Annotated in this window: 28 protein-coding genes; 19 read left to right on the top strand and 9 right to left on the bottom strand. The window is 38.4% G+C overall.

Annotation, left to right across the window (positions count from 1 at the left end; all coding sequences use genetic code 11):
- The first annotated feature begins 232 nt into the window (after positions 1-232).
- Positions 233-1147 (top strand): DMT family transporter, encoded by a 915-nt coding sequence (locus BIV60_RS09930; RefSeq protein WP_071355577.1) that lies wholly within the window; start codon positions 233-235, stop codon positions 1145-1147.
- A gap of 23 nt (positions 1148-1170) precedes the next feature.
- On the opposite strand, the gene BIV60_RS09925 is transcribed toward BIV60_RS09930, so the two are convergent.
- From BIV60_RS09925 to BIV60_RS09915, 3 genes are read right to left on the bottom strand one after another with little or no spacing between them, the layout of a single operon-like run.
- The gene (locus BIV60_RS09925; protein ID WP_071355576.1) at positions 1171-2826 is read right to left on the bottom strand and encodes a b(o/a)3-type cytochrome-c oxidase subunit 1; all 1656 of its coding nucleotides are present in this window, start codon (positions 2824-2826) and stop codon (positions 1171-1173) included.
- Positions 2826-3302 carry a cytochrome c oxidase subunit II gene (locus BIV60_RS09920; protein ID WP_071355575.1) on the bottom strand — a complete coding sequence of 159 codons (477 nt, stop codon included), beginning with the start codon at positions 3300-3302 and terminating at the stop codon, positions 2826-2828. The genes BIV60_RS09925 and BIV60_RS09920 overlap by 1 nt, the downstream gene beginning before the upstream one ends.
- Positions 3303-3334: 32 nt before the next feature.
- On the bottom strand, positions 3335-3484 hold the full coding sequence (locus BIV60_RS09915) for a cytochrome c oxidase subunit 2A (protein ID WP_071355574.1): 150 nt from the start codon (positions 3482-3484) through the stop codon (positions 3335-3337).
- Positions 3485-4279: 795 nt separating this feature from the next.
- Here BIV60_RS09915 and BIV60_RS09910 point away from each other — a divergent pair.
- From BIV60_RS09910 to BIV60_RS09890, 5 genes are all read left to right on the top strand, one after another.
- Positions 4280-5368: a type III polyketide synthase gene (locus BIV60_RS09910; RefSeq protein ID WP_071355573.1), complete on the top strand. Its 1089-nt coding sequence runs from the start codon at positions 4280-4282 to the stop codon at positions 5366-5368.
- On the top strand, positions 5369-5950 hold the full coding sequence (locus BIV60_RS09905) for an isoprenylcysteine carboxyl methyltransferase family protein (RefSeq protein ID WP_071355572.1): 582 nt from the start codon (positions 5369-5371) through the stop codon (positions 5948-5950).
- Between the two features lie 303 nt (positions 5951-6253).
- Complete coding sequence (locus BIV60_RS09900) at positions 6254-9913, top strand: dynamin family protein (protein WP_071355571.1); 3660 nt, start codon at positions 6254-6256, stop codon at positions 9911-9913.
- Positions 9914-9934: 21 nt separating this feature from the next.
- Entirely contained in the window at positions 9935-10762 is an 828-nt protein-coding gene (locus tag BIV60_RS09895; protein ID WP_071355570.1) for a sulfurtransferase, read from the top strand.
- 74 nt (positions 10763-10836) lie between these two features.
- Positions 10837-11730, top strand: coding sequence for a 5'-3' exonuclease (locus BIV60_RS09890; protein WP_141770438.1), 894 nt, complete (start codon positions 10837-10839; stop codon positions 11728-11730).
- 33 nt (positions 11731-11763) lie between these two features.
- On the opposite strand, the gene sspL is transcribed toward BIV60_RS09890, so the two are convergent.
- Complete coding sequence (sspL, locus tag BIV60_RS09885; RefSeq protein ID WP_071355569.1) at positions 11764-11904, bottom strand: small, acid-soluble spore protein L; 141 nt, start codon at positions 11902-11904, stop codon at positions 11764-11766.
- Positions 11905-11988: 84 nt separating this feature from the next.
- On the opposite strand from sspL, the gene BIV60_RS09880 reads away from it, so the two are divergent.
- Complete coding sequence (locus BIV60_RS09880) at positions 11989-12480, top strand: divergent PAP2 family protein (protein ID WP_071355568.1); 492 nt, start codon at positions 11989-11991, stop codon at positions 12478-12480.
- 37 nt (positions 12481-12517) lie between these two features.
- The gene (locus tag BIV60_RS09875; protein ID WP_071355567.1) at positions 12518-12787 is read left to right on the top strand and encodes a DUF6123 family protein; all 270 of its coding nucleotides are present in this window, start codon (positions 12518-12520) and stop codon (positions 12785-12787) included.
- A 23-nt stretch (positions 12788-12810) separates the two neighbouring features.
- Here BIV60_RS09875 and BIV60_RS09870 read toward each other — a convergent pair whose 3' ends face one another.
- Both BIV60_RS09870 and BIV60_RS09865 read right to left on the bottom strand, forming a co-directional pair.
- Positions 12811-13731, bottom strand: coding sequence for a DMT family transporter (locus BIV60_RS09870; RefSeq protein ID WP_071355566.1), 921 nt, complete (start codon positions 13729-13731; stop codon positions 12811-12813).
- The gene (locus tag BIV60_RS09865; RefSeq protein WP_071355565.1) at positions 13728-14144 is read right to left on the bottom strand and encodes a reverse transcriptase-like protein; all 417 of its coding nucleotides are present in this window, start codon (positions 14142-14144) and stop codon (positions 13728-13730) included. The genes BIV60_RS09870 and BIV60_RS09865 overlap by 4 nt, the downstream gene beginning before the upstream one ends.
- Positions 14145-14342: 198 nt before the next feature.
- On the opposite strand from BIV60_RS09865, the gene BIV60_RS09860 reads away from it, so the two are divergent.
- Both BIV60_RS09860 and BIV60_RS09855 read left to right on the top strand, forming a co-directional pair.
- Positions 14343-14999 carry a ribonuclease H family protein gene (locus BIV60_RS09860; RefSeq protein WP_071355564.1) on the top strand — a complete coding sequence of 219 codons (657 nt, stop codon included), beginning with the start codon at positions 14343-14345 and terminating at the stop codon, positions 14997-14999.
- 9 nt (positions 15000-15008) lie between these two features.
- On the top strand, positions 15009-15203 hold the full coding sequence (locus BIV60_RS09855; protein WP_071355563.1) for a zinc-finger domain-containing protein: 195 nt from the start codon (positions 15009-15011) through the stop codon (positions 15201-15203).
- A 50-nt stretch (positions 15204-15253) separates the two neighbouring features.
- Here the strand turns inward: BIV60_RS09855 and cspD are convergent, their stop codons facing one another.
- Positions 15254-15454, bottom strand: a complete 201-nt coding sequence (gene cspD, locus BIV60_RS09850) for a cold-shock protein CspD (RefSeq protein WP_071355562.1) — start codon at positions 15452-15454, stop codon at positions 15254-15256.
- A gap of 283 nt (positions 15455-15737) precedes the next feature.
- Between cspD and BIV60_RS09845 the strand changes: the two genes are divergently transcribed.
- The 3 genes from BIV60_RS09845 (at position 15738) to mntR (ending at position 18841) form a co-directional block, all read left to right on the top strand.
- Positions 15738-16025, top strand: coding sequence for a hypothetical protein (locus BIV60_RS09845; RefSeq protein WP_071355561.1), 288 nt, complete (start codon positions 15738-15740; stop codon positions 16023-16025).
- Between the two features lie 128 nt (positions 16026-16153).
- Positions 16154-18319 carry a DNA topoisomerase III gene (locus BIV60_RS09840; protein WP_071355560.1) on the top strand — a complete coding sequence of 722 codons (2166 nt, stop codon included), beginning with the start codon at positions 16154-16156 and terminating at the stop codon, positions 18317-18319.
- A 93-nt stretch (positions 18320-18412) separates the two neighbouring features.
- Positions 18413-18841: a transcriptional regulator MntR gene (mntR, locus tag BIV60_RS09835; protein WP_071355559.1), complete on the top strand. Its 429-nt coding sequence runs from the start codon at positions 18413-18415 to the stop codon at positions 18839-18841.
- A 47-nt stretch (positions 18842-18888) separates the two neighbouring features.
- Here the strand turns inward: mntR and BIV60_RS09830 are convergent, their stop codons facing one another.
- Positions 18889-19101 (bottom strand): DUF3892 domain-containing protein, encoded by a 213-nt coding sequence (locus tag BIV60_RS09830; protein WP_071355558.1) that lies wholly within the window; start codon positions 19099-19101, stop codon positions 18889-18891.
- 156 nt (positions 19102-19257) lie between these two features.
- Between BIV60_RS09830 and BIV60_RS09825 the strand changes: the two genes are divergently transcribed.
- Entirely contained in the window at positions 19258-19893 is a 636-nt protein-coding gene (locus BIV60_RS09825) for a class I SAM-dependent methyltransferase (RefSeq protein WP_071355583.1), read from the top strand.
- A 36-nt stretch (positions 19894-19929) separates the two neighbouring features.
- On the opposite strand, the gene metA is transcribed toward BIV60_RS09825, so the two are convergent.
- The gene (gene metA / locus BIV60_RS09820; protein WP_071355557.1) at positions 19930-20838 is read right to left on the bottom strand and encodes a homoserine O-acetyltransferase MetA; all 909 of its coding nucleotides are present in this window, start codon (positions 20836-20838) and stop codon (positions 19930-19932) included.
- Between the two features lie 154 nt (positions 20839-20992).
- On the opposite strand from metA, the gene BIV60_RS09815 reads away from it, so the two are divergent.
- The 5 genes from BIV60_RS09815 (at position 20993) to BIV60_RS09795 (ending at position 25602) form a co-directional block, all read left to right on the top strand.
- Complete coding sequence (locus BIV60_RS09815; protein ID WP_071355556.1) at positions 20993-21520, top strand: hypothetical protein; 528 nt, start codon at positions 20993-20995, stop codon at positions 21518-21520.
- 13 nt (positions 21521-21533) lie between these two features.
- Positions 21534-22010, top strand: a complete 477-nt coding sequence (locus BIV60_RS09810) for a glutathione peroxidase (RefSeq protein ID WP_071355555.1) — start codon at positions 21534-21536, stop codon at positions 22008-22010.
- A gap of 102 nt (positions 22011-22112) precedes the next feature.
- Positions 22113-22961, top strand: coding sequence for a DegV family protein (locus BIV60_RS09805; protein ID WP_071355554.1), 849 nt, complete (start codon positions 22113-22115; stop codon positions 22959-22961).
- Positions 22962-23068: 107 nt separating this feature from the next.
- On the top strand, positions 23069-23716 hold the full coding sequence (locus BIV60_RS09800; RefSeq protein ID WP_071355582.1) for an HD domain-containing protein: 648 nt from the start codon (positions 23069-23071) through the stop codon (positions 23714-23716).
- The gene (locus BIV60_RS09795) at positions 23713-25602 is read left to right on the top strand and encodes an ABC-F family ATP-binding cassette domain-containing protein (protein WP_071355553.1); all 1890 of its coding nucleotides are present in this window, start codon (positions 23713-23715) and stop codon (positions 25600-25602) included. The genes BIV60_RS09800 and BIV60_RS09795 overlap by 4 nt, the downstream gene beginning before the upstream one ends.
- Positions 25603-25717: the final 115 nt, after the last annotated feature.

Raw genomic sequence — 25717 nt, 5'->3', positions numbered from 1 at the left:
CTTGTAAAATTATTTTTTTTATGAAGCATCTCTATATTCTCTATAAATTTATTTTACAACAGAATTTCCTTTTCTGTTGTTTTTTTTCAATTTACCTGGATCAAAGACAACTTTTTTTCAGAAAAATATGATAAAATTTAAACGTTGTAAAAGGGGTGAATGAAATGAGTGATCAGACAGCTAAGCTTGTTGATTATCTCCATCAAAAATATGAAGCAGTGTATGAGTTAAAATGAAAAAAATCCTTCCAATATTATTCGTAGCTGTCAGTGCAGCATTATGGGGAATCATCGCTATTTTTGTAAGGGGTTTGGATGCCCTCGGTTTTACTTCGATGGAAATTGTGACAATCAGGGTGGTGACGGCCGCAGCTTTATTGGGTATCACAGGTGCAATCAAATACCCGGCGCAATTGAAAATTAACTGGAAGGATACCTGGTTATTTGTCGGAACAGGCATCTGCAGTATCGTTCTCTTTAATTGGTGTTATTTTAAATCCATTCAACAAATGAATCTTTCCTTGGCTGTGATACTTTTGTATACCGCTCCCGCATTTGTCACGGTTCTTTCGTGGCTGATCTTAAAGGAAAAATTGAATTCTGCCAAACTTATTTCCGTAGCGGGGACAATTTTAGGATGTGTATTGGTAGCCGGTAGTAATTTAAATGAAACCACATCGATAAGCACCGCAGGTTTACTGACCGGTCTTGGCGCAGGTTTCGGCTATGCTTTATATACCATTTTTGGAAAATTCGCGTTAAACAAATATTCACCTTTCACAGTTACGCTATATACATTTATTGTCGCTTCGATTGCCTTAGTTCCGCTTTCGGGTCTTTGGAATAAAGGGAGTTTCCTATTAAGTGGAGAGGTCCTTTTTTATGGAGTGGGGTTAGGGTTATTTCCTACGGTAGTAGCATATTTACTGTATACGATAGGGTTGGAAAAAATAGATGGCAGTAAAGCGTCCATTATTGCCACTACAGAGCCGGTTGTTGCCACCCTATTAGGGGTGTTTCTGTATAAAGAAAACTTTGCGTTCATCCAATTTATCGGCTCTCTCTTTATTTTAGTATCTGTATTATTAGTGAACCTTCCCAAAAATTCGTTTAGTAAATTACAAAAAGAAAAGGCTTCAATCATGTGATTGAAGCCAGTCTTTATCTTACATTACCAAGTTTTATACCCTTTTGATCCCGGTGGTGCATTTTGTATGATATCAATAAAAGGAATCGTGTACGCAAACAGAATAAGAACGGCAAGCATCCCAAGCCATAATTTCCAGTTTTCGAATACCATTGGCGCTTTTTCATCAAGATTTTCTGCTACACCAACAGGGAATTCTTCTTCACCTTTTGGTGCAAAGAAGGCAAGATTAATGAAAATGATGAGAACCAAGATAATGCCTAAGAAAAGAATGATTCCGCCAACAGCCTGGGCGATTTGATAAGGTATCCACTCAGCTGCCTGTTTTGCACCGTTGTAGGTTGAAAAAGCTGAACGTCTTGGACCGCCAAGAAGTCCTTCAATATGCATTGCACCTGACATAAATACCATTCCAATGAACCAAACCCAGCCTTGAATAATCGCCAATTTATTCATTGCTTTCGTTAATTTACGACCGGTTAAGTGCGGTACAAGCCAATAAGAAATTCCAAAGAATGTTAGCACTACTGATGTTGCTGCAGTTAAATGGAAATGACCTGTTACCCAAATGGTATTATGAACGACTTGGTCCATTTGGTTGGAAGCATTGATAATACCACCGGCACCGGCAGGAATAAACGAAGCCATTCCGATAAAGGGTACCGTAAAGCGGGCATCATTCCAAGGCAGAACCCTGAACCAGCCGAAAAGTCCTGTTGCGCCTTTCGAGCGACCATATCTTTCAAAAGTCGCAAATAATGAAAAGGCAGTCATTAAGGACGGAATAACAACCATAAACGTTAATATAACCTGAATAAATTTCCATGCTGGATCAATTCCTGGCTCTGTTAACTGGTGGTGGAACCCAACAGGAATTGAGAATAGCAGGAATAAAATAAAGGATAAGCGTGCTAAAGAATCTGAGAAAATTTTTCCGCCGATAATTTTTGGAATAATCGCATACCAGCACATGTAGGCTGGCAGTAGCCAGAAATAAACAAGCGGGTGGCCAAAATACCAGAATAATGTACGGCTAACAAGAACATCAACAGTATCAACTAATCCAAGAGACCAAGGCAGTAATTGGAATAATACAGTCGCAGCAACACCGAGTGTAGCAACAATCCACATAACCGTATTGATTACGGCCATAAAGCTCAAGAGCGGACTTGGTTTACCCGGATTGTTTTTCCGCCATTTGATATAGGTCACAATTTGCGCGGCACCATCAATCCAGCTGCCAACAACAACAAAGGTCATTCCTAAATAGAAAATCCAATGTGCCTGCAGTGGTGCATAAAAGGTATAAAGGACAGATGCTTTATTTAACAGAACCATTGTAGCTGCCATTGCCGTCCCAAGTGTCATTAACCAAAAGCCAATCCACCCTGTCCGGCGGGCTGCAGGTGAATGCGTTCCAGCTGTCCGGCTGACAACCGCGTATTGAAAGCCCATGATAAAGAAGGTTGTTAACACTAATCCCATCATGACACCATGAACCGTCAATAGTTGATAATATCCGATTCCTCCAGGCAATTCAAATTTCCCAGAACGGACAAGGGTTTGCAAAAGTCCCATAAGCCCTCCAAGAGCCAGTGCTATAAAGGCCACATAAAAGTGGGCCATTGCAAGCTTTGCATCCCTTGGGTCTACTTTTATTTTTGAAGTCACACTAGCCATTATTTTACCACCTCAATCTTCGAACTCATTAAATGGTGCCCGGCACCGCAATATTCATTACACACAATCAAATATTCGCCTTCTTTGTCAAATGTTGTTGTGTATTCGCTGACATATCCGGGCTCAAGCATCATATTAATATTGGTTCCGGCAATTTCAAAGCCATGAACAACATCTTTTGTTGTAGCAATCACTCTAACCTTTGCACCAAGCGGTACTTTTACTTCTGTAGGATTATAAGAGAAAGTCGAAGCGACATAAACAAGCTCATAATCCCACTCTTTTCCCTCAACTTTATGAAGTCCCGGCTTGTCAAATGGTTTTGTTTGATCTACTTTTTCCGGATTAATGGTGGTTAAGCAACTAGGCGGCTTATTTCCAAGATAGAACGCACTTACTCCGACGGTCGACAAGAAAACAATCAGTGTCGCTACGCCAAAGATAAGCCAAATTTTTTCAAATTTATGCATATGCATAGGATTTTCCCCCTCTTTATTTAAACCTTTCTTTAAAATCTCTCTACGAATAAATAATAGACACTTAACCATGTGACAACGATGAAGAGCCCTAAAAAGAAAACGGACGCTAATGTACCTTTTAATGAAGAGCTATCCTCTATTTCTAATTTTTGTTTTGTTTTCACTTCTGCCTTTGCCATCCCTTACACTCCCTTCGGGTCATTGGAAAATAAGTTCACTTTCATAATACAAAACAATTGTGTAAGAAAAAGTTAAAAATTGAGAGTTCACAAATTGTTCTTTCCTTAGTTATCTAACATGTTAATGGTAAAAAGTTGATATAACAGTGATGAAAGTCACTTAGAAATGGGAGGAAATGTGAATATACTGTGAATTCGCACACATACCCTGTGATGCGGATACTTGATAAATGACTCAAAAGTATGTTAGAGAAGGCAGATTCGAAATATTGTCACACTATAAAATTTTTAAAATAACATGGAAATATAGTGCTTATAATCTCGGAGAAGAGAGTGTGTTCCCTGGTGGAAAAATATTATTGTGAAAAATGCCGTCTCTTATATAACAAACAGGAATACTGTAAAATTTGCGGATCTTTAGCATCCAATAAAATTAAAATTGATGTTCAAAAGCAACCTGATAAACCATAAACAAAAAATATAATTGGAAAAGATTATGTAGTGATTAGAATCCTAATCAGCGTTATAATTAAAGTGCACAACAACAACCTTCAAAACGATTGGCTTCCCGGCAAATGGGGAGCTTTTTTTTTGCAAAAGCCTATTTATCTCCTTGCGATTTGCGCTCAAAACACTTCGCTTTCCGCCGGCGGGGTCACCTCAGCTCGTACACCCAACGGAGTCTCGTACCTTCCGCTCCAATCAATATTTTTTTAAAATCAACCATGTTCAAATTAGAATAATCCTATGGGATTTGGAAAAAATAACCTCAATAAAATTTGGAGGAGAATGGAGATGCCGACTATTATTTCAGTTGCGGAAGCACTTCCGACATATGAAATAAAACAACAGCAAGCAGAGGAATTTGCACGGAAGCTTTTTTCTGACTCTTTTAAGGATATTGAGCGATTGCTAAAGGCTTTTTCCAATGGACAAATTGAAAAACGCAATTTTGTTAAAGACGTTAATTGGTTTAATGAAGAGCATACATTTGAAGAAAAAAATAATGCTTTTATTGAAAATGCAGTAAAATTGGGAGCGGAAGCCATTAAGAAATGTTTATCAAATGAATCGTTTTTAACAAAGAACATTCCTTATCATGATATTGATGCGATTTTTTTTATTTCTACCACCGGGATTGCAACACCCAGTGTTGAAGCCAGAATCATGAACCTACTTTCATTTTCACAGCATACAAAAAGAATTCCGATTTGGGGGCTTGGCTGTGCAGGTGGAGCCGCCGGTTTATCAAGAGCTTTTGAATATTGCTTGGCATTTCCAATGGCAAAGGTTCTTGTCCTATCTGTTGAACTTTGCAGTTTGACGTTTCAAAAAAACGACCTATCCAAAAGCAATCTAATCGGGACCACGCTTTTTGCAGATGGGATTGCCTGCGCACTCATTTGCGGTGATGAAGTCAAAATTGACGAATTCCGTTCACGGAAAACCTCTCCGGCCATTATTGCAACCCAATCAACCCTCATGCCGGATTCCTTGGATGTAATGGGCTGGGATATTAGAAACCAAGGATTATTTGTTGTTTTTTCCCGCGATATCCCCAAAATTATTGAAGGTTGGTTAAAGCCAAACGTAAATGATTTTCTTGAACAACATGAAATGAATATAAGTCAATTTGATTATTTTATTGCCCATCCGGGTGGAAAAAAGGTATTGGATGCGTATGTTACTTCTTTAAGGATATCTCCTTCGATGACAGATATTTCTTTAGAGATATTGAAGAATTTCGGGAATATGTCGTCGGCAACCATTTTGTACGTTCTAAAACGGTTTATGGAATTAGATACAGAAAAAGGGAAGAGAGGTCTGTGTACGGCACTTGGACCTGGTTTTAGCTCAGAGTTATTGTTATTGAGGTGGCAATAAATGGAGGATTTCTACTCTTTTTTCATCTTTTGGTGTCTTATTATCCTTCAGCGTCTGATCGAATTGCGGATTGCCAGAAATAATGAGAAATGGATGATGGAGCAGGGTGCAATCGAGTACGGACATGAACACTATCGCTTTATCGTTTTGATGCACTTGCTGTTTTTTCTCGTTTTTATAAGCGAAAAAATTACCTTAAATCGGGGTATATCTGATGCTTGGCAGTGGTTACTTTTCGTTTTCATCCTCGCTCAGCTAGTAAGGGTTTGGGCTCTTTTTTCATTAGGAAAGTATTGGAATACAAAAATTATTGTCCTACCGGGTGCAAATGTAGTTAAAAGAGGTCCGTATCGCTGGATTAAGCATCCAAATTATCTTATCGTTTCTATTGAGTTGCTTGTTATTCCACTGTTATTTAAGTGTTTTTTGACAGCTGCTGTTTTTACTCTTCTAAATATATTCATGCTTTCGATTCGCATTCCTACTGAAGAACAAGCGTTAAAAACTTATACCGAGTATGAAGGGGCTTTTCAAAAATGTAATCGTTTTCTTCCTAAGTTGTTAAAAAAATATGATAATTAAAAATGGGCTATTGAAAATCATTTTCACCTGTGCTAAAATCTAATCAACGATGAAAATCATTCTCAATATGACCGGAGAAGGAAGGTGTTAAGATGACTTTTGCTTTTGTGGGCGGTACAATTGTTATTTATGCATTTGTCATGAAGCACGTTTTAAAAAATGGTACGCATTAATTAACACCTTTATAAAGCCAGGGAGAAAATACTCCTTGGTTTTTTGCATTTTCAGATTGTCAAGATAGGAAAAGTTTGAATAATCGTATACAATAAAACTATTAAAATGTAGTTAAGGGGATTAGGATTCATGGTTCAAACCACAAGCCAACAAGAAACTGCTCAATCATTAAAAAATAAATTAATGGCACTATATGAATATTTGCTTAATGAAAAGGATTTTGAAAATGCCGGGAAGCTTAAGCAGTTAGCTAAGAAAATGGATTCTCAGGAATTTCTCTTGGCATTTTGCGGCCATTTTTCAGCTGGAAAATCGACGATGATTAATAAGGTAATCGGAGAAAATCTGTTGCCGTCCAGTCCGATACCAACCAGTGCCAATCTGGTGAAAGTAAAATCAGGGGAAGAATATGCAAAGGTTTTTTTCAAAAATGAAAAACCGCGGATTTATTTAGCACCATATGATTATGACTTAGTGAAAAATTATTGCAAAGACGGGGACCAAATCGAGGAAATTGAAATCAGCAATAGTGAATCAAATTTACCGGTAAATACAGTTGTGATGGATACACCAGGAATCGATTCGGCCGATGATGCCCATCGGATTGCAACCGAATCCGCGCTGCATTTAGCTGATTTGATTTTTTATGTGATGGACTATAATCATGTACAGGCCGAATTAAACTTCTTATTTACCAAAGAGCTGACAGAAGCGGGCAAAGAAGTTTATTTAGTCATTAATCAAATTGATAAACATAATGATGAGGAACTTAGTTTTTCTGACTTCCAAAAAAGTGTCATGGACTCTTTTGCAACATGGGGAGTTCGCCCAAAACGGATTTTTTATACATCGTTAAAAAATCCAAGCCACCGATTTAATGAATTTGCTGAACTAAAGCAATTTATTGCGGATAAATTAGCGGGAAAAGATGAAGCGCTGCTCCCATCCATTTTTCATTCCTTAAAAAAGATTGCACAAGACCATTTGAATCAGGCAAAAAAGGGAATCGAAGTAAAACTTTCACCGAATATCGAAAAATTCAATGAGCTTTCAGAAGAAGAGAAACATGAACTGATTAGACTTCATCAAGATTTACAAACAAAAATGGGTAAAATGGCGGGCGGTTTGGAACAGGCCGAAAAGAAATTTGACGAAGAGTTGGCGCAAATAATCAAGAATGCGTATCTCATGCCGTTTCAAACAAGGTCATTGGCAGAGTCCTATTTGGAATCATGCCAGTCGGAATTTAAAGTCGGATTCCTGTTTTCAAAACAAAAAACACAAGAGGAACGTAAAACAAGGCTTCAGCACTTTTACCAAGATATGCTGGAAAAGGCAAAAGAACAGCTTGAGTGGCACCTCCGTGAATTTATATTGAAATTTATTAAAGAATATGAAATTGATCAATCTGAATTAGTTGATTCTGTACAGGGACTTAAAATTGATTTCCCTGCGGATTTATTAGAAAGTGCTGTCAAGCCTGGTGCGCGTTTGTCAGGTGAATATGTGCTGAATTACACAGAAGAGGTAGCCTCTAAAATTAAAAAATTGGCCAGGGAATCTGTAGAGAACTTAAAAGGTAAATTATTAAAAGCCCTAATGGAAAGAAGCGGGAAAGTAAAAAGCCAATATCAACGGGAATACAACAGGATTGAGCCATATATACAGTCAATTGAAGTAATTGAAAACTATCACCAGGAAATCGAGGTTAAGGCCAATAAAGTCGATGAAATCATTAATCTTGAAGATGATACGCGGATGGACACATTCCATTTATTTGAATATGAAGAAGAGGAATATGAAGTTGTCCAAAGTGGGATGACGAAAATCAAACCATCGGCGAGTGAGGAGAAGGTTTTAGAGAGAGAGCCTTTAAATATTGCCCCTGCTGTTGAAAAAGAAGTTCCACTAGAAACAAACCAATTAAAGAAAATGGTTGAAAGACTACGTAAGAATTCAGGCATCATTGAAAATCTTGCAGGATTTAGGAAGATTGCAGCAGAACTGGAAGAAAAAGCTGAACGCTTGGAGAACAAAGGATTCACCGTTGCCTTGTTTGGTGCATTCAGCGCAGGAAAATCTTCGTTTGCCAATGCTTTAATGGGCGAAAAGGTTCTACCGGTTTCACCGAATCCAACCACCGCAGCAATAAATAAAATTAGGCCTGTAACTGAAACCAATCCACATGGAACGGTGCTTGTGAAATTTAAACAACCTGAAGTAATGCTTGAGGATGTAAATCGGTCGTTAAAAGTTTTTGATTTTGAAGTCGGCAACTTGGGGGATGCCTCCGGAGAAATTGAAAAAATCCTTTCGCAATATGACCAAGAGGGCATAGCGGAGAAAACCCATTTTGCCTTTTTGCAAGCATTTAAGAGAGGATATGATTCATTCCATAATCTGTTAGGAACAGTCATGGAAACCGATTTAAGTGAATTTACCGACTTTGTCGCAAAAGAGGAAAAATCCTGCTATGTTGAATGGATTGAACTGTTCTATGATTGTGAGCTGACTAGAAAGGGGATTACTCTTGTTGACACTCCTGGAGCAGATTCCATCAATGCACGGCATACCGGTGTTGCGTTCGATTATATTAAAAACTCGGATGCGATTCTGTTTGTAACCTATTATAATCATGCTTTTTCAAAGGCGGACCGTGAATTTTTAATTCAATTGGGACGGGTAAAAGATTCGTTCCAGCTTGATAAAATGTTCTTTATCATTAATGCCATTGACCTGGCCGAAAATGAGGAAGAGAAGAACACAGTAATAGACTATGTAAAAGACCAACTTGGTAAATATGGGATTCGAAATCCGCATCTTCATTCGCTATCAAGTTTATTGGCGATTAAGGAAAAACTAGATTCCTCGGCCGAAAAATCTTCTGGCATGAAAGAATTTGAACGGTCATTCTACCAATTTATATCAAATGACCTTACACAAATGGCAATCATATCAGCTGAAAATGAACTGAACCGTGTCCATGAGTTGGTTAACAAGCTGATTCAAAGCGCTAAGGAAGATCAATCCGTTAAAGATCAGAAGCGTTCAGCAATTGAAAATCAAAAGTTTAAAATGAAAGAATTAATGGAACGGCAGTCGGTTGATGGGTTACAAAATCGGATGGTGCAGGAAGCGGAAGAGCTAATCTATTATATTAAACAGCGGGTATTTTTTCGCTTTAGCGATTTCTTTAAAGAATCCTTTAACCCTTCCACATTACGGGATGATGGGCGGAATTTGAAGAAAGTATTGCAGGAAGCCCTTGATGAATTCCTTGAGAGCATAGGGTTTGATTTTGCGCAGGAAATGAGAGCTACAACGGTTCGACTGGATCGCTTCCTTGAAAAAACAATCGCTGATTTTGAAGCCAGTTTTGTCCGAAACTTAATGGATATCAATGAGGACCTTTCTTTTTCAAGGTTTGAAGTAGAAAAAATAGATGAACTTGAGTTCCAAAATGCTTTTCGCAATATGAATAAACAAAGCTTTGCAAAGGCAATGTCATATTTTAAAAATCCAAAAACCTTCTTTGAAAAAAATGAAAAACAATTGATGATGGATGAGTTAATGAATGTCTTAAATTCGCCTGCAGAGAAATATTTAAACGATGAAATACTCCGTATTAATCACCATTACGGGAATATTTTAAAAACGGAATTTAATCAGCTGTTAGGCCATATTGAAGAGCAGGCCCATGAATATTATGTAAGCATGCTTTCTGCATTGGAAGGTGGCTTATCGATTGAAGTATTAATGGATGTGCAGCAAAAACTAGAAGAACAATAATATTTTTAGGGAGAGATTATATTGAACTTTGCTAAGGACAAGGTATGGCTGTTGAAAAATTTAAATAATTCAGATGTCCGTATTATTGATTGCCGGTTTTCCTTGGCAGAACCTGAAAAAGGCAACCACGATTATCAGGAAAATCATCTCCCCGGTGCGGTTTATTTTCATCTTGAAAAAGACTTATCAAGCCCTGTTTCCCGCTATGGCGGGAGGCATCCGCTGCCGGATATCTTTGAATTCAAAGATAAACTGGAAAAGGCAGGAATCAATTCCAATACAATTATTGTCGCATACGACCAAGGCGAAGGGGCATTTGCCGCCCGGTTTTGGTGGATGCTGCAATATCTTGGGCATGAAAATGTCTTTGTTCTTGAAGGTGGGTTTAAAGGTTGGGTGGAAGCAAATTACCCTCTAACAGCCGAGGTTCCTTCATTTGCCAAAGGAACCTTCGTCCCAAGTCTTAAGTCTGAATGGCTTGCCACTGTTCAAGAGGTACAAACAGTAGTCCGAAATAGACCAGATCATAGCGTTTTAATTGACTCTCGAGAAGAGAAAAGGTATTTAGGGATTGAGGAGCCGATTGACAAAAAAGCCGGTCATATTCCGGGTGCAGTTAACAAACCTTGGTTCGAGGGACTTAGTAATGGTATTTATAACTCCGAAGAAGAACAAAAACAGCGATTTTACGACATTGACCCGAACAAAGAAGTAATTGTTTACTGTGGGTCAGGTGTAACGGCTGTACCGAATTTTATCGCCTTAAAGGCAGCGGGTTTCCCGCATGTAAAGCTTTATTTAGGCAGCTTTAGTGATTGGATCTCCTATGAAGAAAACGAAATTGAGTAAAATTTTGGCCCTAATTTTATGTTATAATGGTTTTCGTGTTGTTTTTATGACACTTAATTAAGGAGGTCTTATTATTGGAAAATCGAAAGCCTTCACTTATGCTTGTAGATGGGATGGCCCTGTTATTCCGTGCTTTTTATGCAACAGCAGTAACCGGGCAGTTTATGATAAATTCAAAAGGGATTCCGACGAATGGAATTCATGGTTTCATCAAACATTTATTCACGGCCGTTTCCTCCTTCAAGCCCTCCCATGTTGCGGTTTGTTGGGATATGGGGAGTAAAACTTTCCGCACGGAACTTTTCGATGCCTATAAAGGTAACCGGGGGGAAGCACCGATCGAATTAATTCCGCAATTTGATTTAGTTAAGGAAGTAGTTGAATCTTTCGATATCCCGAATATTGGGATGGTAGGTTTTGAAGCGGATGATTGTATTGGCACCATCGCCAAACAATCAAAAGAATTTGCAAATGTTTCGATTTTAACCGGGGATCAAGATATCCTTCAACTTTTGGATGAAAACATTTCAGTTATTTTGCTGAAAAAAGGCTACGGCAACTATCTTGTCCATACACCAGAAACTTTCTTTGAAGAAAAAGGAATTACACCGCGGCAAATGATTGATTTGAAAGCATTGATGGGAGACCCAAGTGATAATTATCCGGGTGTAAAAGGAATCGGCGAAAAAACGGCCCTGAAGCTTTTAAAGGAATACAACCATGTGGAAGGGATTATTTCGAATCTGCACGGTCTCTCTAAATCAATCAAAACCAAAATTGAGCAGGATATAGACATGCTCCATTTATCGAGACGGTTGGCAGAAATTAAATGCGATGTTCCTGTTAGCGTTGCACTTGAAGATGCCAGTTTAATGATTGTCAGAGAAAAGGCACTAAATAAATTAACTGAACTTGAGCTTCGTGGTGTACAGCGCTTGCTGCCAATTGACGAGGCAATTGTTTCTTAATAAGGATGAGGCTGAGTAAATCAGCCTCAATTTTTATATTTTGGTGTTAGACTTTTTCGCAGCATTTTCTAATTTACTTTTTGGCTCTTGAGCAAATTCAGCATCCTGTCCATAACCTTGTGGAGTTACTCCTGGTGCTTTTTTTCCACGGTCGACACTTTTATTGTTACTCATCCACAATCACCTCCTGTTTTGTTAGTATTTCCACCAAGAATAATAAAACACGTCTTTCTTAACAATAATGGAAGAGGTGATGAAATGAATAAAGGTGTTTATTTAGCCCTTCTTAGTATTGGGCTTGCGCAAGGATTAAAAATCCCAATCCATTATGTAAAAAAGAAAGAATGGCGGCCGGAATTATTCTTTGAAACGGGTGGGATGCCAAGTTCCCACTCTGCAGGGGTTTCCACATTAACCACGTTCATAGCGTTAAAACGAGGGCTGCCAACATTTGATTTTGCCCTTTCACTCGTGTATGGATTAATCGTCATGTATGATGCCCAGGGCATCCGCCGCCAAACAGGGGAACTCACCTTAAAGGTTAATTCCATGAATGATTTAATGGAAAAAATTCATAAAGAGGAAAGCCTTGAATTTAAACAAAATGCACCGAAAAGGCTGAAAGAAATGTTGGGACATCAACCGGAAGAAGTAGTGGGCGGTGCATTGTTTGGAGTACTCGTAGGCATTGCAGGTCATTTATGTACAAAAAAAGATAGAAAATCGCGAAAATTTACGATAAGATTTTAGAGGGTATTTTTTAGTAAGTATTGAGAGGGGAAAGTCATTGCAGACGCTGGAGGAATATTTGCATTACTTGCAGGGAAAAGGTTTCCAATTACATGAAGATGCGATTGGGTTTATCTATTTCGGAAAAAATTATACAAATGCTTCCGATGAAATCATCAATGCTGCGGTAGAGCTAACATTAAAAGCGCAAAAATGTTTCGATGGAAGTTTTTATATGTCCCTGCTTGAAACTTTAATGGCAAACAAAGTTCAAACAAGAAAAGAAGCGCTAAGATTTGTAAAAGAAACAGACCTTTTGGCCATATAAAAAACTCCCTCCCAGGGAGTTTTTTAACCTTCTATTGTTTTATTTTTTCTGAGAAAAGAAAGTTTATCTGTTGGAAATTCGGCAATAATCATTCCCGCAAAAATAAGGATACAACCAAATAATGCACTGATGGATAAGCGGTCATGTGCCCAGAAATAACCGGCTATAGCTGCAAATACGGGCTCCATTGCAAAAATAAGGGCAACCCTAGTGGCAGTCGTATATTTTTGGAAATTCGTTTGAATAAAAAATGCCGCAGCGGTTGCGAACACGCTGGTGATAATGATGGCAATCAACACATTTTTAGACAATAAAATATCAGGATCTAACGATTTCTTCCAATCTTCAAAAATGAACGATGAAAGAATTGAAAGAATCGCTACAGTTGTAATTTGAATAACCGTTAACAATAGGGTTGGATACTTACTGCTAAATTTGCCGGTCATGATGATATGCATTGCAAAACTTATGGCGCATACCAAAACAAAACCATCCCCAATATTAAGGCCAGTTACATCTGTCATCGTCAGGAAAAATAATCCTGAGGTAGCCGTAACCACTCCAAAAATGGCATTGCGGCTTGGGTATTGTTTTGCCAAAAAAATTGATAATAATGGTACAAGTACGACACTTAAGCCTGTAATAAAGCCTGCTTTTGAAGAGGTCGTATATAAAAGCCCGATGGTTTGGGTTGCGTAACCAAGAAATAACCAAAACCCGATAAAAACCCCTGATAATAACATTTTGCTATTGAGCAGTTTAAGCTGTTTTTTGTCAAAAATGACCAAGCAAAGAAAAAGTAACAAGGCTGCAATTAAAAAACGAACCCCATTAAAAGAGAACGGTGCAAGCAAATCAATTGCATTTTGGACTAAAACAAATGTAGTTCCCCATACTAAGGTTACAAGCAACAAACTAATATCAGCAATTATTGGTTTCTTCATGATGATGATTGTTCCTCCACGTTATTTTTTCGAATTGCAAGCCTTGCAAGTTCATCGGCAACCTTATTATCGTTACTTGGAATCCATTTCATAAAAAATAAATCGAATTTTTTGGAAAGCAAAAGCGCTTTTTCTAACAAAGGAGCATAAAGTTTGTTTTTAACGAACTCTTTTTCAACCGCTTTGTTCACTAATTCCGAATCGGTCCGAAACGATATAACTGTGCTTGTATAACCTTTTTCTAAACAAATTTCCAGTGCTTTAATAAAGGCATAATATTCTGCTTCGTGGTTAGTCATGACACCAAGAGGTATCGAATATTTATCGGCTGTACCCTGCCCTTTTATAAAAATCCCTGCACCGCTTGGTCCGGGATTACCGGCACTCGCCCCATCAATGTATACTTCAATCAAGATTTTTTCCTCCATTTGTAAGTTAATGAAAGTTTATCATAATTTATGGCCATATTGGAGAAAAAAGTTTTCCTATCACAACTACTTATAACTGGGTATGATAAGAACATATCAACATAAGGTAAAATGAAGGATTTATTATTTATGAACAGATAGATTTTCGTGGAAACTTGAAATAGTATAGAAAGGCTGAAAAAAATGAACTATCGAATGGAATGGAAATACCAACCAAAGGGAAATGAAAAAGTACAATTTACCTCTGATTGGGTTTCAGGGGAATTGGCCCTTCAAACAGGGGCAGAACTTGAAAAGTCCGGAAAAGTCTCAGAATTAACTTTTTATGACGAAATGGGCACTTCATGGACGTTAAAGGAAATGAAAAAACTTACTGTTGAAATCGAAGAAGACCCTCATGAAGTGACTGTTTATTTTGACGGAGGATTTCATAAGGAAACAAATCGTGCAGGTCTCGGAGCCGTTATTTTCTTTAAGCAGGGAAAAAAGAAATATCGAATCCGGGCTAATGAACATATTGATCAAATGGACACAAATAATGAAGCAGAGTATGCTGCTTTCTATTATACCTTAAATATTTTAGAGGACTTAGGAGTGAATCACCTGCCATGTGAATTTAAAGGGGATTCTCAGGTTGTTTTAAAGCAGCTAGAAGGAGAATGGCCGTGTTATGAAGAAAATTTAAATCGCTGGCTGGATCGAATTGAGGAAAAAATCAAAACATTGGGTATTAAGCCGAGATATACACCTATTTCCAGAAATGAAAATAAGGAAGCCGATAAATTGGCCACACAGGCATTGGAAGGAAAAGAAATTTTCGCTAAAACACAAATTCTTTAGATTGGGGGGATGGAGACTGTGAAGGGTTTCGTAAGAAAAGAAGTAATGACACATGTAGAATCACTGATGACTCAATACTGTGAAGGGTGCTTTTTGCATCGCCAACTAATTAAAGAGGGTGGCCGCAGGAAGGCACATCAATTTTGTATTTCGCAATGTACCGTAGGGGAACAGATTAAGGAGTTTGGGAAAAAATTATCCTGACTGAAAAAATAAAAAAGGCTGGCGAATGGCCAGCCTTAGATTATTTTAGATTAAAGTTTTACCACGTTAGCAGCTTGTGGTCCACGGTTTCCTTCTACGATTTCAAAAGAAACTTCTTGACCTTCTTCTAAAGCTTTGAAGCCTTCGCCTTGGATAGCGCTGAAGTGTACGAATACATCGTCTCCGCCTTCAACTTCGATAAAACCGAAACCTTTTTCATTGTTGAACCATTTTACTTTACCGTTTTGCATGTACTTCTTCCTCCTAAGCCTTTCAAGACACCATCATTGGCGCCTAAATAAAATAAATTATCATGCAGCAAATAGGGCAAAAATTTTGCCAAGCAAAATATGTAACATGATGCTTTTAATATACAATAATGGAATTGGACAGTCAAGGAATGAAAGCGTTTATTTATCCAAAACGAATAGGGAAGAAGGATATGTTTTCCACCAGACAGCTTGGCTTTATCATATAACTTACTCTAAATCATATGAATATATATAACTAATTTGAATGAAAAAGGGTGAGGGCATGTTCCGATTTTCCATTGACGGAGAGGATTGGATATTAAGATTCTCGCCGAACCTGCAAATCGAAACAGATGAAAAACAGGAAATTATAATGTCTTTGCGCTACATTGGTAATCAATTATCCAATTTTCCCCATGGGGACGCATTTATCATGTTCTCAAAGAAAATTGGAGCGATTGTTTTTGAGGTTGAGAGAATTCCTTCATTCATTTTAACCGTTTCCAATATTATTGAAGAGGAACATTGGTATATTCAGGATACGACGATTCAACTAAAGAGAAAATTGTAAGTGAACAAATCCCTTTCAGAAAATAAACTGGAAGGGATTTTATTTGTTGTGTGATTTTATCACTTTACGTTACGAAGGCAAAGTGGGAAAATGGATGTCGGATAGTTTGTAAAAAGGGAGCAATGTGCATGAAATTAATTATTGCCGAAAAACCGGACCAGGGCTCAACGCTTGCTTCAATTTTTAAACATAAAAAACAAAATGGGTTTATTGAAATTTTTCCAAACGAAATATTTAAAAATGGAGCCTATGTGACTTGGGCAATCGGACATATTTGCCAATTGGTTTCACCTGAAAAGTATCAGCCCGGCTGGAAAAAATGGGCGCTGGAATCACTGCCGATGATTCCTGAGCACTTCGAATATGAAGTGACACGAGATAAAGCAAAGCAATTCACTGTTATTAAAAAATTAATTTCCGACCCGAAGGTAACCGATATCATCCATGCAGGCGATGCTGGAAGAGAAGGGGAACTGATCATTCGAAATATTCTCCGTTTAACAAAATGCAAAAAGCCGATGAAAAGATTATGGATTTCGTCTATGACTCCCAACGCCATCAGAGAAGGCTTTCACAAGCTATTGGATGAAAATGAAACCCGAAGCTTATTTTTTGAAGCATACACAAGGGCATGTGCAGATTGGGTTGTGGGAATGAATGCTTCTCGGCTATATAGTCTTCTCCTGCAAAATCAAGGCTTTTCAGATGTATTTTCAGTCGGAAGAGTCCAAACCCCAACATTAGCCCTTATTGTGAAAAGAGAATTAGAAATAGAAAATTTTAATCCCGAACCGTTTTGGGAAGTAATTGCTCATTTTTTCATAAATGGTAAACGATATAGCGGCAAATGGTTAAATGATGGAGAAACACGCGTTAAACATAAGGACCTTGCCGACAAAGTTGCGGCATTTTGTAAGGGAAAACCTGCAGAAGTTTCAGAAGTGATTGCTGAAAGAAAAGAATTTTACCCGCCTCTGCTCTATAATTTATCAGCTCTTCAAGCTGAAGCAAATAAACGTTTTAAATTCTCACCGAAAAAAACATTGGATGTCCTGCAAAAGCTTTATCAAAAAGGGAATGTTTCTTATCCACGTTCCGATTCGCGCTATGTTACGAAAGAAGAGGCAAGTACATTCCCGGAGATTTTGGGGAAATTAAGTCATATGAAAGCTTATGAATCATTCTTTCCTCTGCCAAACTCTTCTTTAATCGATAACAAACGGTATGTAAATGAAAAGAAGGTAACGGATCACTATGCCATTATCCCGACTGAACAAATTCCAAAAATCGATAGATTGGATCCGGATGAACGAAAAATTTATGAATTGGTTGTAACGAGCTTAATTGCTGCGCATTATAACAAGGCAATTGCTGAATATACAACGGTAACAACATTGGTGGATGGGCGTGCTGCTTTTCAATCAAAAGGTAAGGTACAAATTGAAGAAGGCTGGAGAAAGGTTTTACAACCGCCTAAGGAACAAGAAGATGAATCGGCACTTCCGTTTTTGGAAAAAGGGGAACAGGGCATTACTGAAAAAGTGAATGTAAAAGAAAGTCAAACCCAGCCACCAAAGCGTTACACCGAGGGACAATTGATTACCTTAATGAAAACAGCCGGCAAACATATAGAGGATAAGGAACTGGAAAAAGTTTTGACCAGGACTGAAGGACTTGGGACCGAAGCCACTAGAGCAGGAATTATTACGATGCTAAAGGACCGTCTTTATATTCAAGTTACCAAAAACCTTGTTTACGCCACTGCAAAAGCGAAAATTTTGATTGAGGCGCTCGGGCAACAAATCTTGGCTTCACCGGAAATGACGGCTAAATGGGAGCAGAAGTTAAAAGAAATCTCGGAAGGTGCTGCATCACCTAAGAATTTTATGGAGCAAACCAATAAAATGGTTGTACATCTCATTAACACAAGTGTTGATCAATCAAAAAAATGGAACTTTTCAGATGAAATGAGGGATAATTTTTCTCCAGGGAAGAAAAAAACAAAAACCCTCACTAAATTAGGCCCATGTAAAAAATGTGATGGGGCGGTTGTTGATAAAGGAAGCTTTTACGGCTGCAGTAATTATCGAAAAAATCAATGCGATTTTACTATTTCCAAAAAAGTTCTCGGAAAAAATATTACGCAAAAAAATATTAAATTAATGCTTTCTGAGGGGAAAACGGAATTGATTGAAGGGTTTACAAAGAATGAAAAAACCTTTAATGCCCGGCTTTATTTAGATGAAACCGATAAAAAGGTGAAGTTTCTATTTGAAAAGGTTCCACAAGGATAATTTTCTTTATTTGTGATAACTGTGACAAAGCATCTTGTCACTCAAAATTATCTATAGTACACTTTTAATGATGATTTGTTTGGAGGGAACGGGATGCCAACACCAAGTATGGAAGATTATATTGAACAGATTTATAAACTAATTGAAGAAAAAACCTACGCTCGAGTCTCTGATATAGCGGAAGCGTTGTCAGTACATCCCTCCTCGGTAACAAAAATGGTTCAAAAGCTGGATAAAGATGAATATTTGGTTTATGAAAAATATAGAGGACTTACGTTAACATCAAAAGGCAGGAAAATAGGAAAAAGGTTGGTCTATCGCCATGCCCTTCTTGAGCAGCTGTTAAAAATTATCGGTGTTAAGGATGAAAATATTTATAATGATGTGGAAGGAATTGAACATCATCTAAGCTGGGATTCGATTGACCGGATTGGCGATCTTGTTCAATTTTTCGAAGAAGATATAACGAGAATTGATGCATTAAGAGAAATTCAAAAGCAGAATGAAAGTGAATTAGAATAGCGATCATTGCAAAAAAGGAAGCACCTGGACATGTATGCCAGGTGCTTTTAAAATAAATTTGGATAGTCGTCGAAGGATTGTTCGAGTCCGGGGCCAAAGGTCAGATTGCCTTCAGAATCTACCTGTGCTTGAACGCCATCCAGCAAGCCGCTTTCAGCCTCCATTAACGCCTTGCGATAAGAGATAACCCTGCCTCCCGATGTAACGAAGCTAATGATTTCACCAAAATGATTCCGGTGAAGTCCAACAATCGTCTCCATAGTAGATACCTCCTTTTTCCATTATTCTTTCTAAATGGTATGGAGATTAATCAAAAGGAAATTTATAATTTGAAACGAATTATAGATATAAAGTTTAAATTTGGAGGTTTGACTTTGGATATTAAATGGGTTGATGAAGCTGAAAAACAATGGGATATGCGGGCAGACAGCTGGCATTCAAACAGCAGAGGGATGTGGGAATCAGGCAGTAGAAAGGAAATTATACCGTTTTTGAAAAAATATCTGCCGGATGGGGCGGCCATTTGTGATTTAGGCTGCGGGGATGGATTTGCTTCGGTTAAGCTTGCCAAAATGGGTCACCCCGTAACAGGAGTCGATTTATCAGAGCAAATGCTTGAAAAGGCTTCATTGCTGGCAAAAGGCACATCTGCTCAATTTATCAAGTCGGATATTTCAGAGGTTCCTCAAGCGGCAAATTCTTTCGATGCAGTTATGGCGATTAATTCTTTAGAATGGACGGAAAGCCCCATAAAAGTGCTTTTTGAAATTAAACGAATTGTAAAAGAAGAGGGCTTCGCTTGTATTGCAATTTTAGGACCGACCGCGATGCCGCGAATCAATAGCTTTCGAAGACTCTATGGAGAAAAAGTCATTTGCAATACAATGATGCCATGGGAATTTGAAAAGCTGGCAGAGGAAAATGGCTTAAAAAAAATAGCCGAAATGGGTGTGTACAAGCGGGAGGCAGAAAAACTGCCCGTTGAAAAGCTTCCGCTCGAGTTGCGGCAATCCTTGTCCTTTATGTGGGTATTTATGTTTAAGGTAAAATAAAAGGAAAGCATCGGCTCGTGTGAACCGATGCTTTGTTTAATCCCATAAATATGGTGTTTCTTGGTAGACGTAGTAATTCAACCAGTTTGAAAAGAATAAATGTCCATGTGAACGCCAGCGGTTAACGGGCGGGTTGCTTGGGTCATTATTAGGAAAATAATTCTCTGGAATATGGATATCGAGCCCTTTATTTACATCTCTCGTATACTCTTCTGCCAATGACTCGGATTCATATTCCAAGTGTCCGGTAATCATGACATGTTTTCGATCACGAGATGCAATTAATAATGGTCCCGCTTCTTCTGATGCGGCCAACAGCTTTAATTCAGAATGGTCCTTTATGGCATCGATCGATACATCCGTATACCTTGAATGCGGTGCATAGAAAATATCATCAAAACCGCGAAGTAAAATATCATTAGTATCAAATACACGATGTGAATAAATACCTGAACATTTACGTGGCAGCTCAAATTTACCAATATCATAATGGTAAAAAAGTGCGGCTTGTGCCCCCCAACAAATATGCAAGGTAGAAGTAACGTTCGTTTTTGACCAATCCATAATCTCGGTTAACTCCTGCCAATACTTAACCTGTTCAAACTCTAATAGTTCGACAGGGGCACCTGTAATAATCATGCCATCATACTTTTGAGACTTTACCTCGGGAAAGGTGATATAAAATTGTTCAAGATGCTGCTTACTTGTATGGGTAGATTCATAGGAACTTGTTTTTAAAAATTTCACATTAACCTGCAGCGGCGAATTTCCTAATAGTCTTAATAGCTGTGTTTCCGCTTTTTCCTTTATGGGCATTAAATTTAAAATCAAAATATTTAACGGACGAATGTCTTGGCTAATCGCACGTTCAGCTTCCATGATAAAAATATTTTCTTGTTCAAGAATCTCTCGTGCTGGTAAAAGCCTTGGTATATTTATAGGCAAGTGACCATCTCCTTCTTTGTGTTCAACAATTATGTCTTAATTAAATTTAAATTTTTAATATTTGGTCAATAACATTATAAACATTATCTTTCGTACAGAAAAGAAAATAATTTTTGATAAAATAAAAGTAATTGATTAAAAGCAGGTGAAAAATATGTTTGACCCAACTGCATTCGATAACATGAAGGTCGTCATCGAAGGTGCCATTTATGATTTGGACTTGGGTGGCGAAATCGTAATTACCGATCGCAACGATATAATCAATATGGCAAAAATGTCGCGAATATTTGAGATTTCTTTTAAAATGACTGAAACAATAAAGAAGAGTGCTTCTGTTAAAATTTCACTGGAATCCAGTATGATAAATCTTGCAGCAGAATTGATTCCAGGTATGAAGGCAGAAAAAATGGCAGGCTCCTCCTTGAAATTGGAGTTCTTTTTTGAATCTGTCGTAAATCAAGTTGATTATGATAAAATTGAGAAACTATTTTCTGATATATGGGGACCATCGAGAAAAATTTCACAACGGGTACAATTGGATCCATTATATAAGGAATCAGAGGCACTGCATACGATTACCGTTGAATTTGACCGGATCATTCAGGAAGCGCAATTAGATGACTTGATAGATATGATTGAATATATTATTACATCGGTAAAGCGGCTTGAGTTGCTCATTTAAAGGGGAGAGAAAAATGGGAATTTACGAGTTTCATGCAAAAACCATCGATGGTATGGAAGTTTCACTTGAGCAATTTAAAGGGAAAGTCCTCATGATTGTTAATACGGCTAGTAAGTGCGGATTTACACCGCAATATAGCGAACTCCAGCAAATCTATGAAAAGTATAAGGATAAGGGTTTGGTTGTTCTAGGTTTTCCGTGCAATCAATTTATGAACCAGGAACCCGGCAGTGAAGAGGATATTAAATCATTTTGTGAATTAAATTATGGGGTTACTTTTCCGATGTTTGCAAAAGTGGAGGTGAATGGCAGCAAGAAGCATCCATTATTTTCGTATTTAACATCACAAGCTCCCGGGGTTTTGGGATCAAAGGCAATCAAATGGAATTTTACCAAATTTTTAATAGATCAAACCGGGAAGGTCCAAAAGCGTTATGCTCCGAGTATTAAACCAAATGAGATTGTTCAGGATATTGAAGCGTTACTTTAGGTTTTTGAAGGTTTTAAATATTTACATTATTAATGTGTGAGGATACCATTAAAGTAATGATATTCCTAAAGTTACAGATTTTTGGGATAAGGAGTGGTCATTTTGGCCAAAACGGCTTGGGTAACCGACAGCACGGCATTTTTAGATGATGAATTAATAAATCATCCCGATTTATATACAGTCCCGCTTTCGATTGTTCTTGATGGTGAGGAATATTTAGACGGTATTGATTTAACATCCGGACAGCTTTTTGAAAAATTAAAATCGTTAAAGACCGCGCCAAAAACCTCACAGCCATCGGTTGGCGCCTTTCAGGCGATGTATGAGCGCTTAGAGAATGAGTATGATCAGGTGATAACGGTGCTCGTCTCCGGGAAATTAAGCGGCACGGTTTCTTCTAGTGGCCAGGCGGCCGAGCTTGTGTCGATTCCGGTCACGACCATTGATTCGAAAATCTTAACCTATCCTTTAAACGCCTTGATTAAAAAGGGAATGCAGTGGCTGTCTGAAGGAAAAAGCTTGGATGATATCGTGGAAGGGCTTGAAAGGATTAGAAATACGAACGAAGCCTATGTTTTGGTTGGAAGTCTCGAACAGCTCCATCGCGGCGGAAGGATGTCAGGCCTGCAATTTTTCCTTGGCAGTATGATGAACGTAAAACCGATTATTTCGATTGATGACGGGGCTTTATCTGTAAAAGAAAAGGTCCGAAGTGAAAAGAAGGCAAAAGAGAAGATTGTTGAATATTTGCGGCAATCCTATGAAAGGTACAGTATGAAGGAAGTATATATTTTGTACGGTTTACATGAAAATCATGCTGATAATTGGAAAAAAGAGTTGAGCATAGAGTTTCCGGAACTAACGATTCTCTGCTGCCCGCTTGGAGCAGTAATCGGTGTTCATGCCGGAGAGAATACCTTGGGGATTAGTTGGTTTAATGGGTTAGAATAGGTGATTTGGGTCTGCGGGTTTCCTGCGGATTTTTCTTTTTTAGAGCAAGGATTCATCTATCCCTCTTTTTCATGATAGAATAGCAAAGGTGAGGGTAGGTGTTTTATGTGAAAAAACAAATAATTGAACAAACGGAGAAGTTTGTCCAAATTGAACTAGGTGAAGATGCAACGGGGCATGATTGGTTCCACGTGGACCGCGTCCGCCGTAATGCATTATATATAAACGAACAAGAAAAATTAGGAGACCCGTTCATTATTGAAATGGCAGCTCTCCTTCATGATATACCGGATGAAAAACTAAATGAAACCGCAGAAAAAGGCGAAGCAAAGCTGGATGGATTTTTAAAGGCAAGCGAATTATCAGAAGAAGATAAAAAGCAAATCAAAAAGATTATCGCCTCTATTTCTTTTAAAGGTGGAAGAAAAATAGAACTAGAATCAGTCGAGGCGAAAACCGTCCAAGATGCTGATCGACTGGATGCGATTGGTGCTATCGGGATAGCCCGTGTCTTTGCCTATGGGGGGAAAAAGGGCCAGCAGATTTACGATCCTTCCTACCAAATAAGAGAAGAAATGACGATAGATGAATACCGAAAAGGGAAATCAACAAGCATCAACCATTTCTATGAAAAACTTCTGAAATTAAAAGACTTATTAAATACAGAAACGGCAAAAAAAATGGCTGAAAGCCGCCATCAAATGATGGAGAGATTTTTAGAACAATTTTATCAAGAATGGAATGGTCAATCATGAAAATGCTCACGGTGGAAAACGTTACAAAGACCTATGGGGAAAAACAGCTCTTTAACAATATTTCCTTTACAATCGGTGAAAAGGAACGTGTCGGTTTAATTGGGGTAAATGGAACGGGGAAATCATCACTATTGAAAATTGTAGCTGGATTGGATCAGCCGGACGAGGGGAAAATTATTGCCGGGAAGGATTATTCCATTGCATTTTTGGCACAACAGCCTGATTTTGATGTAGAGCGCACCGTTCTTGAGCAAGTCTATCATGGTGAGGCACCAATTTTAAAATTGATGCGGGATTATGAAAACACACTTCAGAAGCTGAATGCGGCACCTAATGATTCCAAAGTGCAGGACGAGCTTTTTCAATTACAAAAACAAATGGATGCGCTGGGTGCATGGGATGCAAGCACTAATGCGAAATCCATTTTAACAAAATTGGGAGTTGAGGATTTTGGAAAGAAGATTGGCGAGCTTTCCGGTGGACAGAAAAAACGTGTAGCGATGGCACAGGTTTTAATTGCTGAGCCGGATTTACTTATTTTGGACGAACCGACCAACCATCTTGATTTTGATACCGTTAAATGGCTGGAGGATTATTTAAGCAGGTATAGCGGCTCGATTTTGCTCGTTACCCATGATCGCTACTTTTTAGACCGCGTGACAAATCGAATGTTTGAGTTGGATGGCGGGAACTTATACAGCTATAAAGGGAATTATGCGGCATTTTTGGAAGCAAAAGCTATCCGTGAAGAAAATGAGGCCGCAACGTTTGAAAAAAGGAAAAACCTTTTCCGACGCGAGCTCGAATGGATCAGACGAGGGGCAAAAGCAAGAACAACAAAGCAAAAGGCCCGGATTCAGCGCTTTGAGGAGCTGGATGAAAAGCTTGCCGGTGGAAAACTTTCCGGGGAGAAGCTCGATATTTCCTTAAATGGAAGCCGGCTTGGCAAGCAGGTTTTTGAATTAAAGGATGCTTCCAAACGGTATGGCGCCAAAACAATTCTTAATCATTTTGATCTGTTGGTAAAGCCGGGCGACCGGATCGGTATTATTGGCAAAAATGGAGCCGGCAAATCCACACTCCTCAACATTTTGGCAAAACGAATTCCACTTGATGAGGGCGAGTTCGTAATGGGGCAAACGGTTAAAATCGCTTATTACACACAGGAAAGCGAAGACATGGATGAAAACATGCGGATGATTGAATACATTAAGGAAACAGCACAAATTGTCGAGACATCCGATGGCAAAACGATTTCAGCTGCGCAAATGCTTGAGCGTTTCCTGTTTCCGCCGTTTACTCATGGAACACCTATCCGTAAGCTTTCCGGGGGAGAAAAACGCCGATTATACTTGTTAAAAATTTTAATGTCGGCACCCAATGTTCTATTATTGGATGAGCCGACTAATGACCTTGATACACAGACGTTGACCGTTCTTGAAGACTATTTGGAAGATTTCCCTGGAGTTGTGATTAATGTATCGCATGATCGCTATTTCCTCGATAAGGTCGTCGACCAGCTGCTAGTCTTAAAAGGGGAAGGAGCAATCGATTCGTTTTTTGGAAATTATACGGAATTTCTTGAAAAAGAAGCGTTGACCGAAGTGTATAATGCGTCCAGTGTTTCTAGCCAGCCAGCAAAATCTTCAGAAAAGGAAAAAAAGAAAAAAATGACCTATATGGAGAAAAAAGAATGGGAAGAAATTGATGGCGTAATTGCTAAAACAGAAGAAAAACTGGAAGAAACATCGGCGGAACTTGCCAAGGTTGGCAGTGATTTTACGAAAGCACAGGACTTGATGAAACAAGAAGCAGAATTAAATGAGAAGCTTGAACAGCTAATCGAACGCTGGTCCTACCTAGCAGAGCTTGCGGAAGGTCAATAATCTCATACATCAAAAAAGTTGCCCTTGACGTTGCGGGCAACTTTTTCAATTCGCTGATAAAGTGGTAAGATCCATTGATAAATCCGGAAAAAATACCGATTTTTAGATTTTAAGT

The sequence above is a fragment of the Bacillus sp. MUM 116 genome (assembly GCF_001866655.1).
Classification (GTDB): domain Bacteria; phylum Bacillota; class Bacilli; order Bacillales; family Cytobacillaceae; genus Neobacillus.
Note: the sequence above shows the minus strand (reverse complement) of the source record. Positions and strands in the feature narration are given on the sequence as shown.

Bases quoted from the DNA above. Each gene is read 5' to 3' on its own strand.
- BIV60_RS09930 (WP_071355577.1), top strand. From the start codon at position 233: ATGAAAAAAATCCTTCCAATATTATTCGTAGCTGTCAGTGCAGCATTA.
- BIV60_RS09925 (WP_071355576.1), bottom strand. From the start codon at position 2,826: ATGGCTAGTGTGACTTCAAAAATAAAAGTAGACCCAAGGGATGCAAAG.
- BIV60_RS09920 (WP_071355575.1), bottom strand. From the start codon at position 3,302: ATGCATATGCATAAATTTGAAAAAATTTGGCTTATCTTTGGCGTAGCG.
- BIV60_RS09915 (WP_071355574.1), bottom strand. From the start codon at position 3,484: ATGGCAAAGGCAGAAGTGAAAACAAAACAAAAATTAGAAATAGAGGAT.
- BIV60_RS09910 (WP_071355573.1), top strand. From the start codon at position 4,280: ATGCCGACTATTATTTCAGTTGCGGAAGCACTTCCGACATATGAAATA.
- BIV60_RS09905 (WP_071355572.1), top strand. From the start codon at position 5,369: ATGGAGGATTTCTACTCTTTTTTCATCTTTTGGTGTCTTATTATCCTT.
- BIV60_RS09900 (WP_071355571.1), top strand. From the start codon at position 6,254: ATGGTTCAAACCACAAGCCAACAAGAAACTGCTCAATCATTAAAAAAT.
- sspL (WP_071355569.1), bottom strand. From the start codon at position 11,904: ATGAGTAACAATAAAAGTGTCGACCGTGGAAAAAAAGCACCAGGAGTA.
- BIV60_RS09880 (WP_071355568.1), top strand. From the start codon at position 11,989: ATGAATAAAGGTGTTTATTTAGCCCTTCTTAGTATTGGGCTTGCGCAA.
- BIV60_RS09870 (WP_071355566.1), bottom strand. From the start codon at position 13,731: ATGAAGAAACCAATAATTGCTGATATTAGTTTGTTGCTTGTAACCTTA.
- BIV60_RS09860 (WP_071355564.1), top strand. From the start codon at position 14,343: ATGAACTATCGAATGGAATGGAAATACCAACCAAAGGGAAATGAAAAA.
- BIV60_RS09855 (WP_071355563.1), top strand. From the start codon at position 15,009: ATGGAGACTGTGAAGGGTTTCGTAAGAAAAGAAGTAATGACACATGTA.
- cspD (WP_071355562.1), bottom strand. From the start codon at position 15,454: ATGCAAAACGGTAAAGTAAAATGGTTCAACAATGAAAAAGGTTTCGGT.
- BIV60_RS09845 (WP_071355561.1), top strand. From the start codon at position 15,738: ATGTTCCGATTTTCCATTGACGGAGAGGATTGGATATTAAGATTCTCG.
- BIV60_RS09840 (WP_071355560.1), top strand. From the start codon at position 16,154: ATGAAATTAATTATTGCCGAAAAACCGGACCAGGGCTCAACGCTTGCT.
- mntR (WP_071355559.1), top strand. From the start codon at position 18,413: ATGCCAACACCAAGTATGGAAGATTATATTGAACAGATTTATAAACTA.
- BIV60_RS09830 (WP_071355558.1), bottom strand. From the start codon at position 19,101: ATGGAGACGATTGTTGGACTTCACCGGAATCATTTTGGTGAAATCATT.
- BIV60_RS09825 (WP_071355583.1), top strand. From the start codon at position 19,258: ATGCGGGCAGACAGCTGGCATTCAAACAGCAGAGGGATGTGGGAATCA.
- BIV60_RS09815 (WP_071355556.1), top strand. From the start codon at position 20,993: ATGTTTGACCCAACTGCATTCGATAACATGAAGGTCGTCATCGAAGGT.
- BIV60_RS09810 (WP_071355555.1), top strand. From the start codon at position 21,534: ATGGGAATTTACGAGTTTCATGCAAAAACCATCGATGGTATGGAAGTT.
- BIV60_RS09795 (WP_071355553.1), top strand. From the start codon at position 23,713: ATGAAAATGCTCACGGTGGAAAACGTTACAAAGACCTATGGGGAAAAA.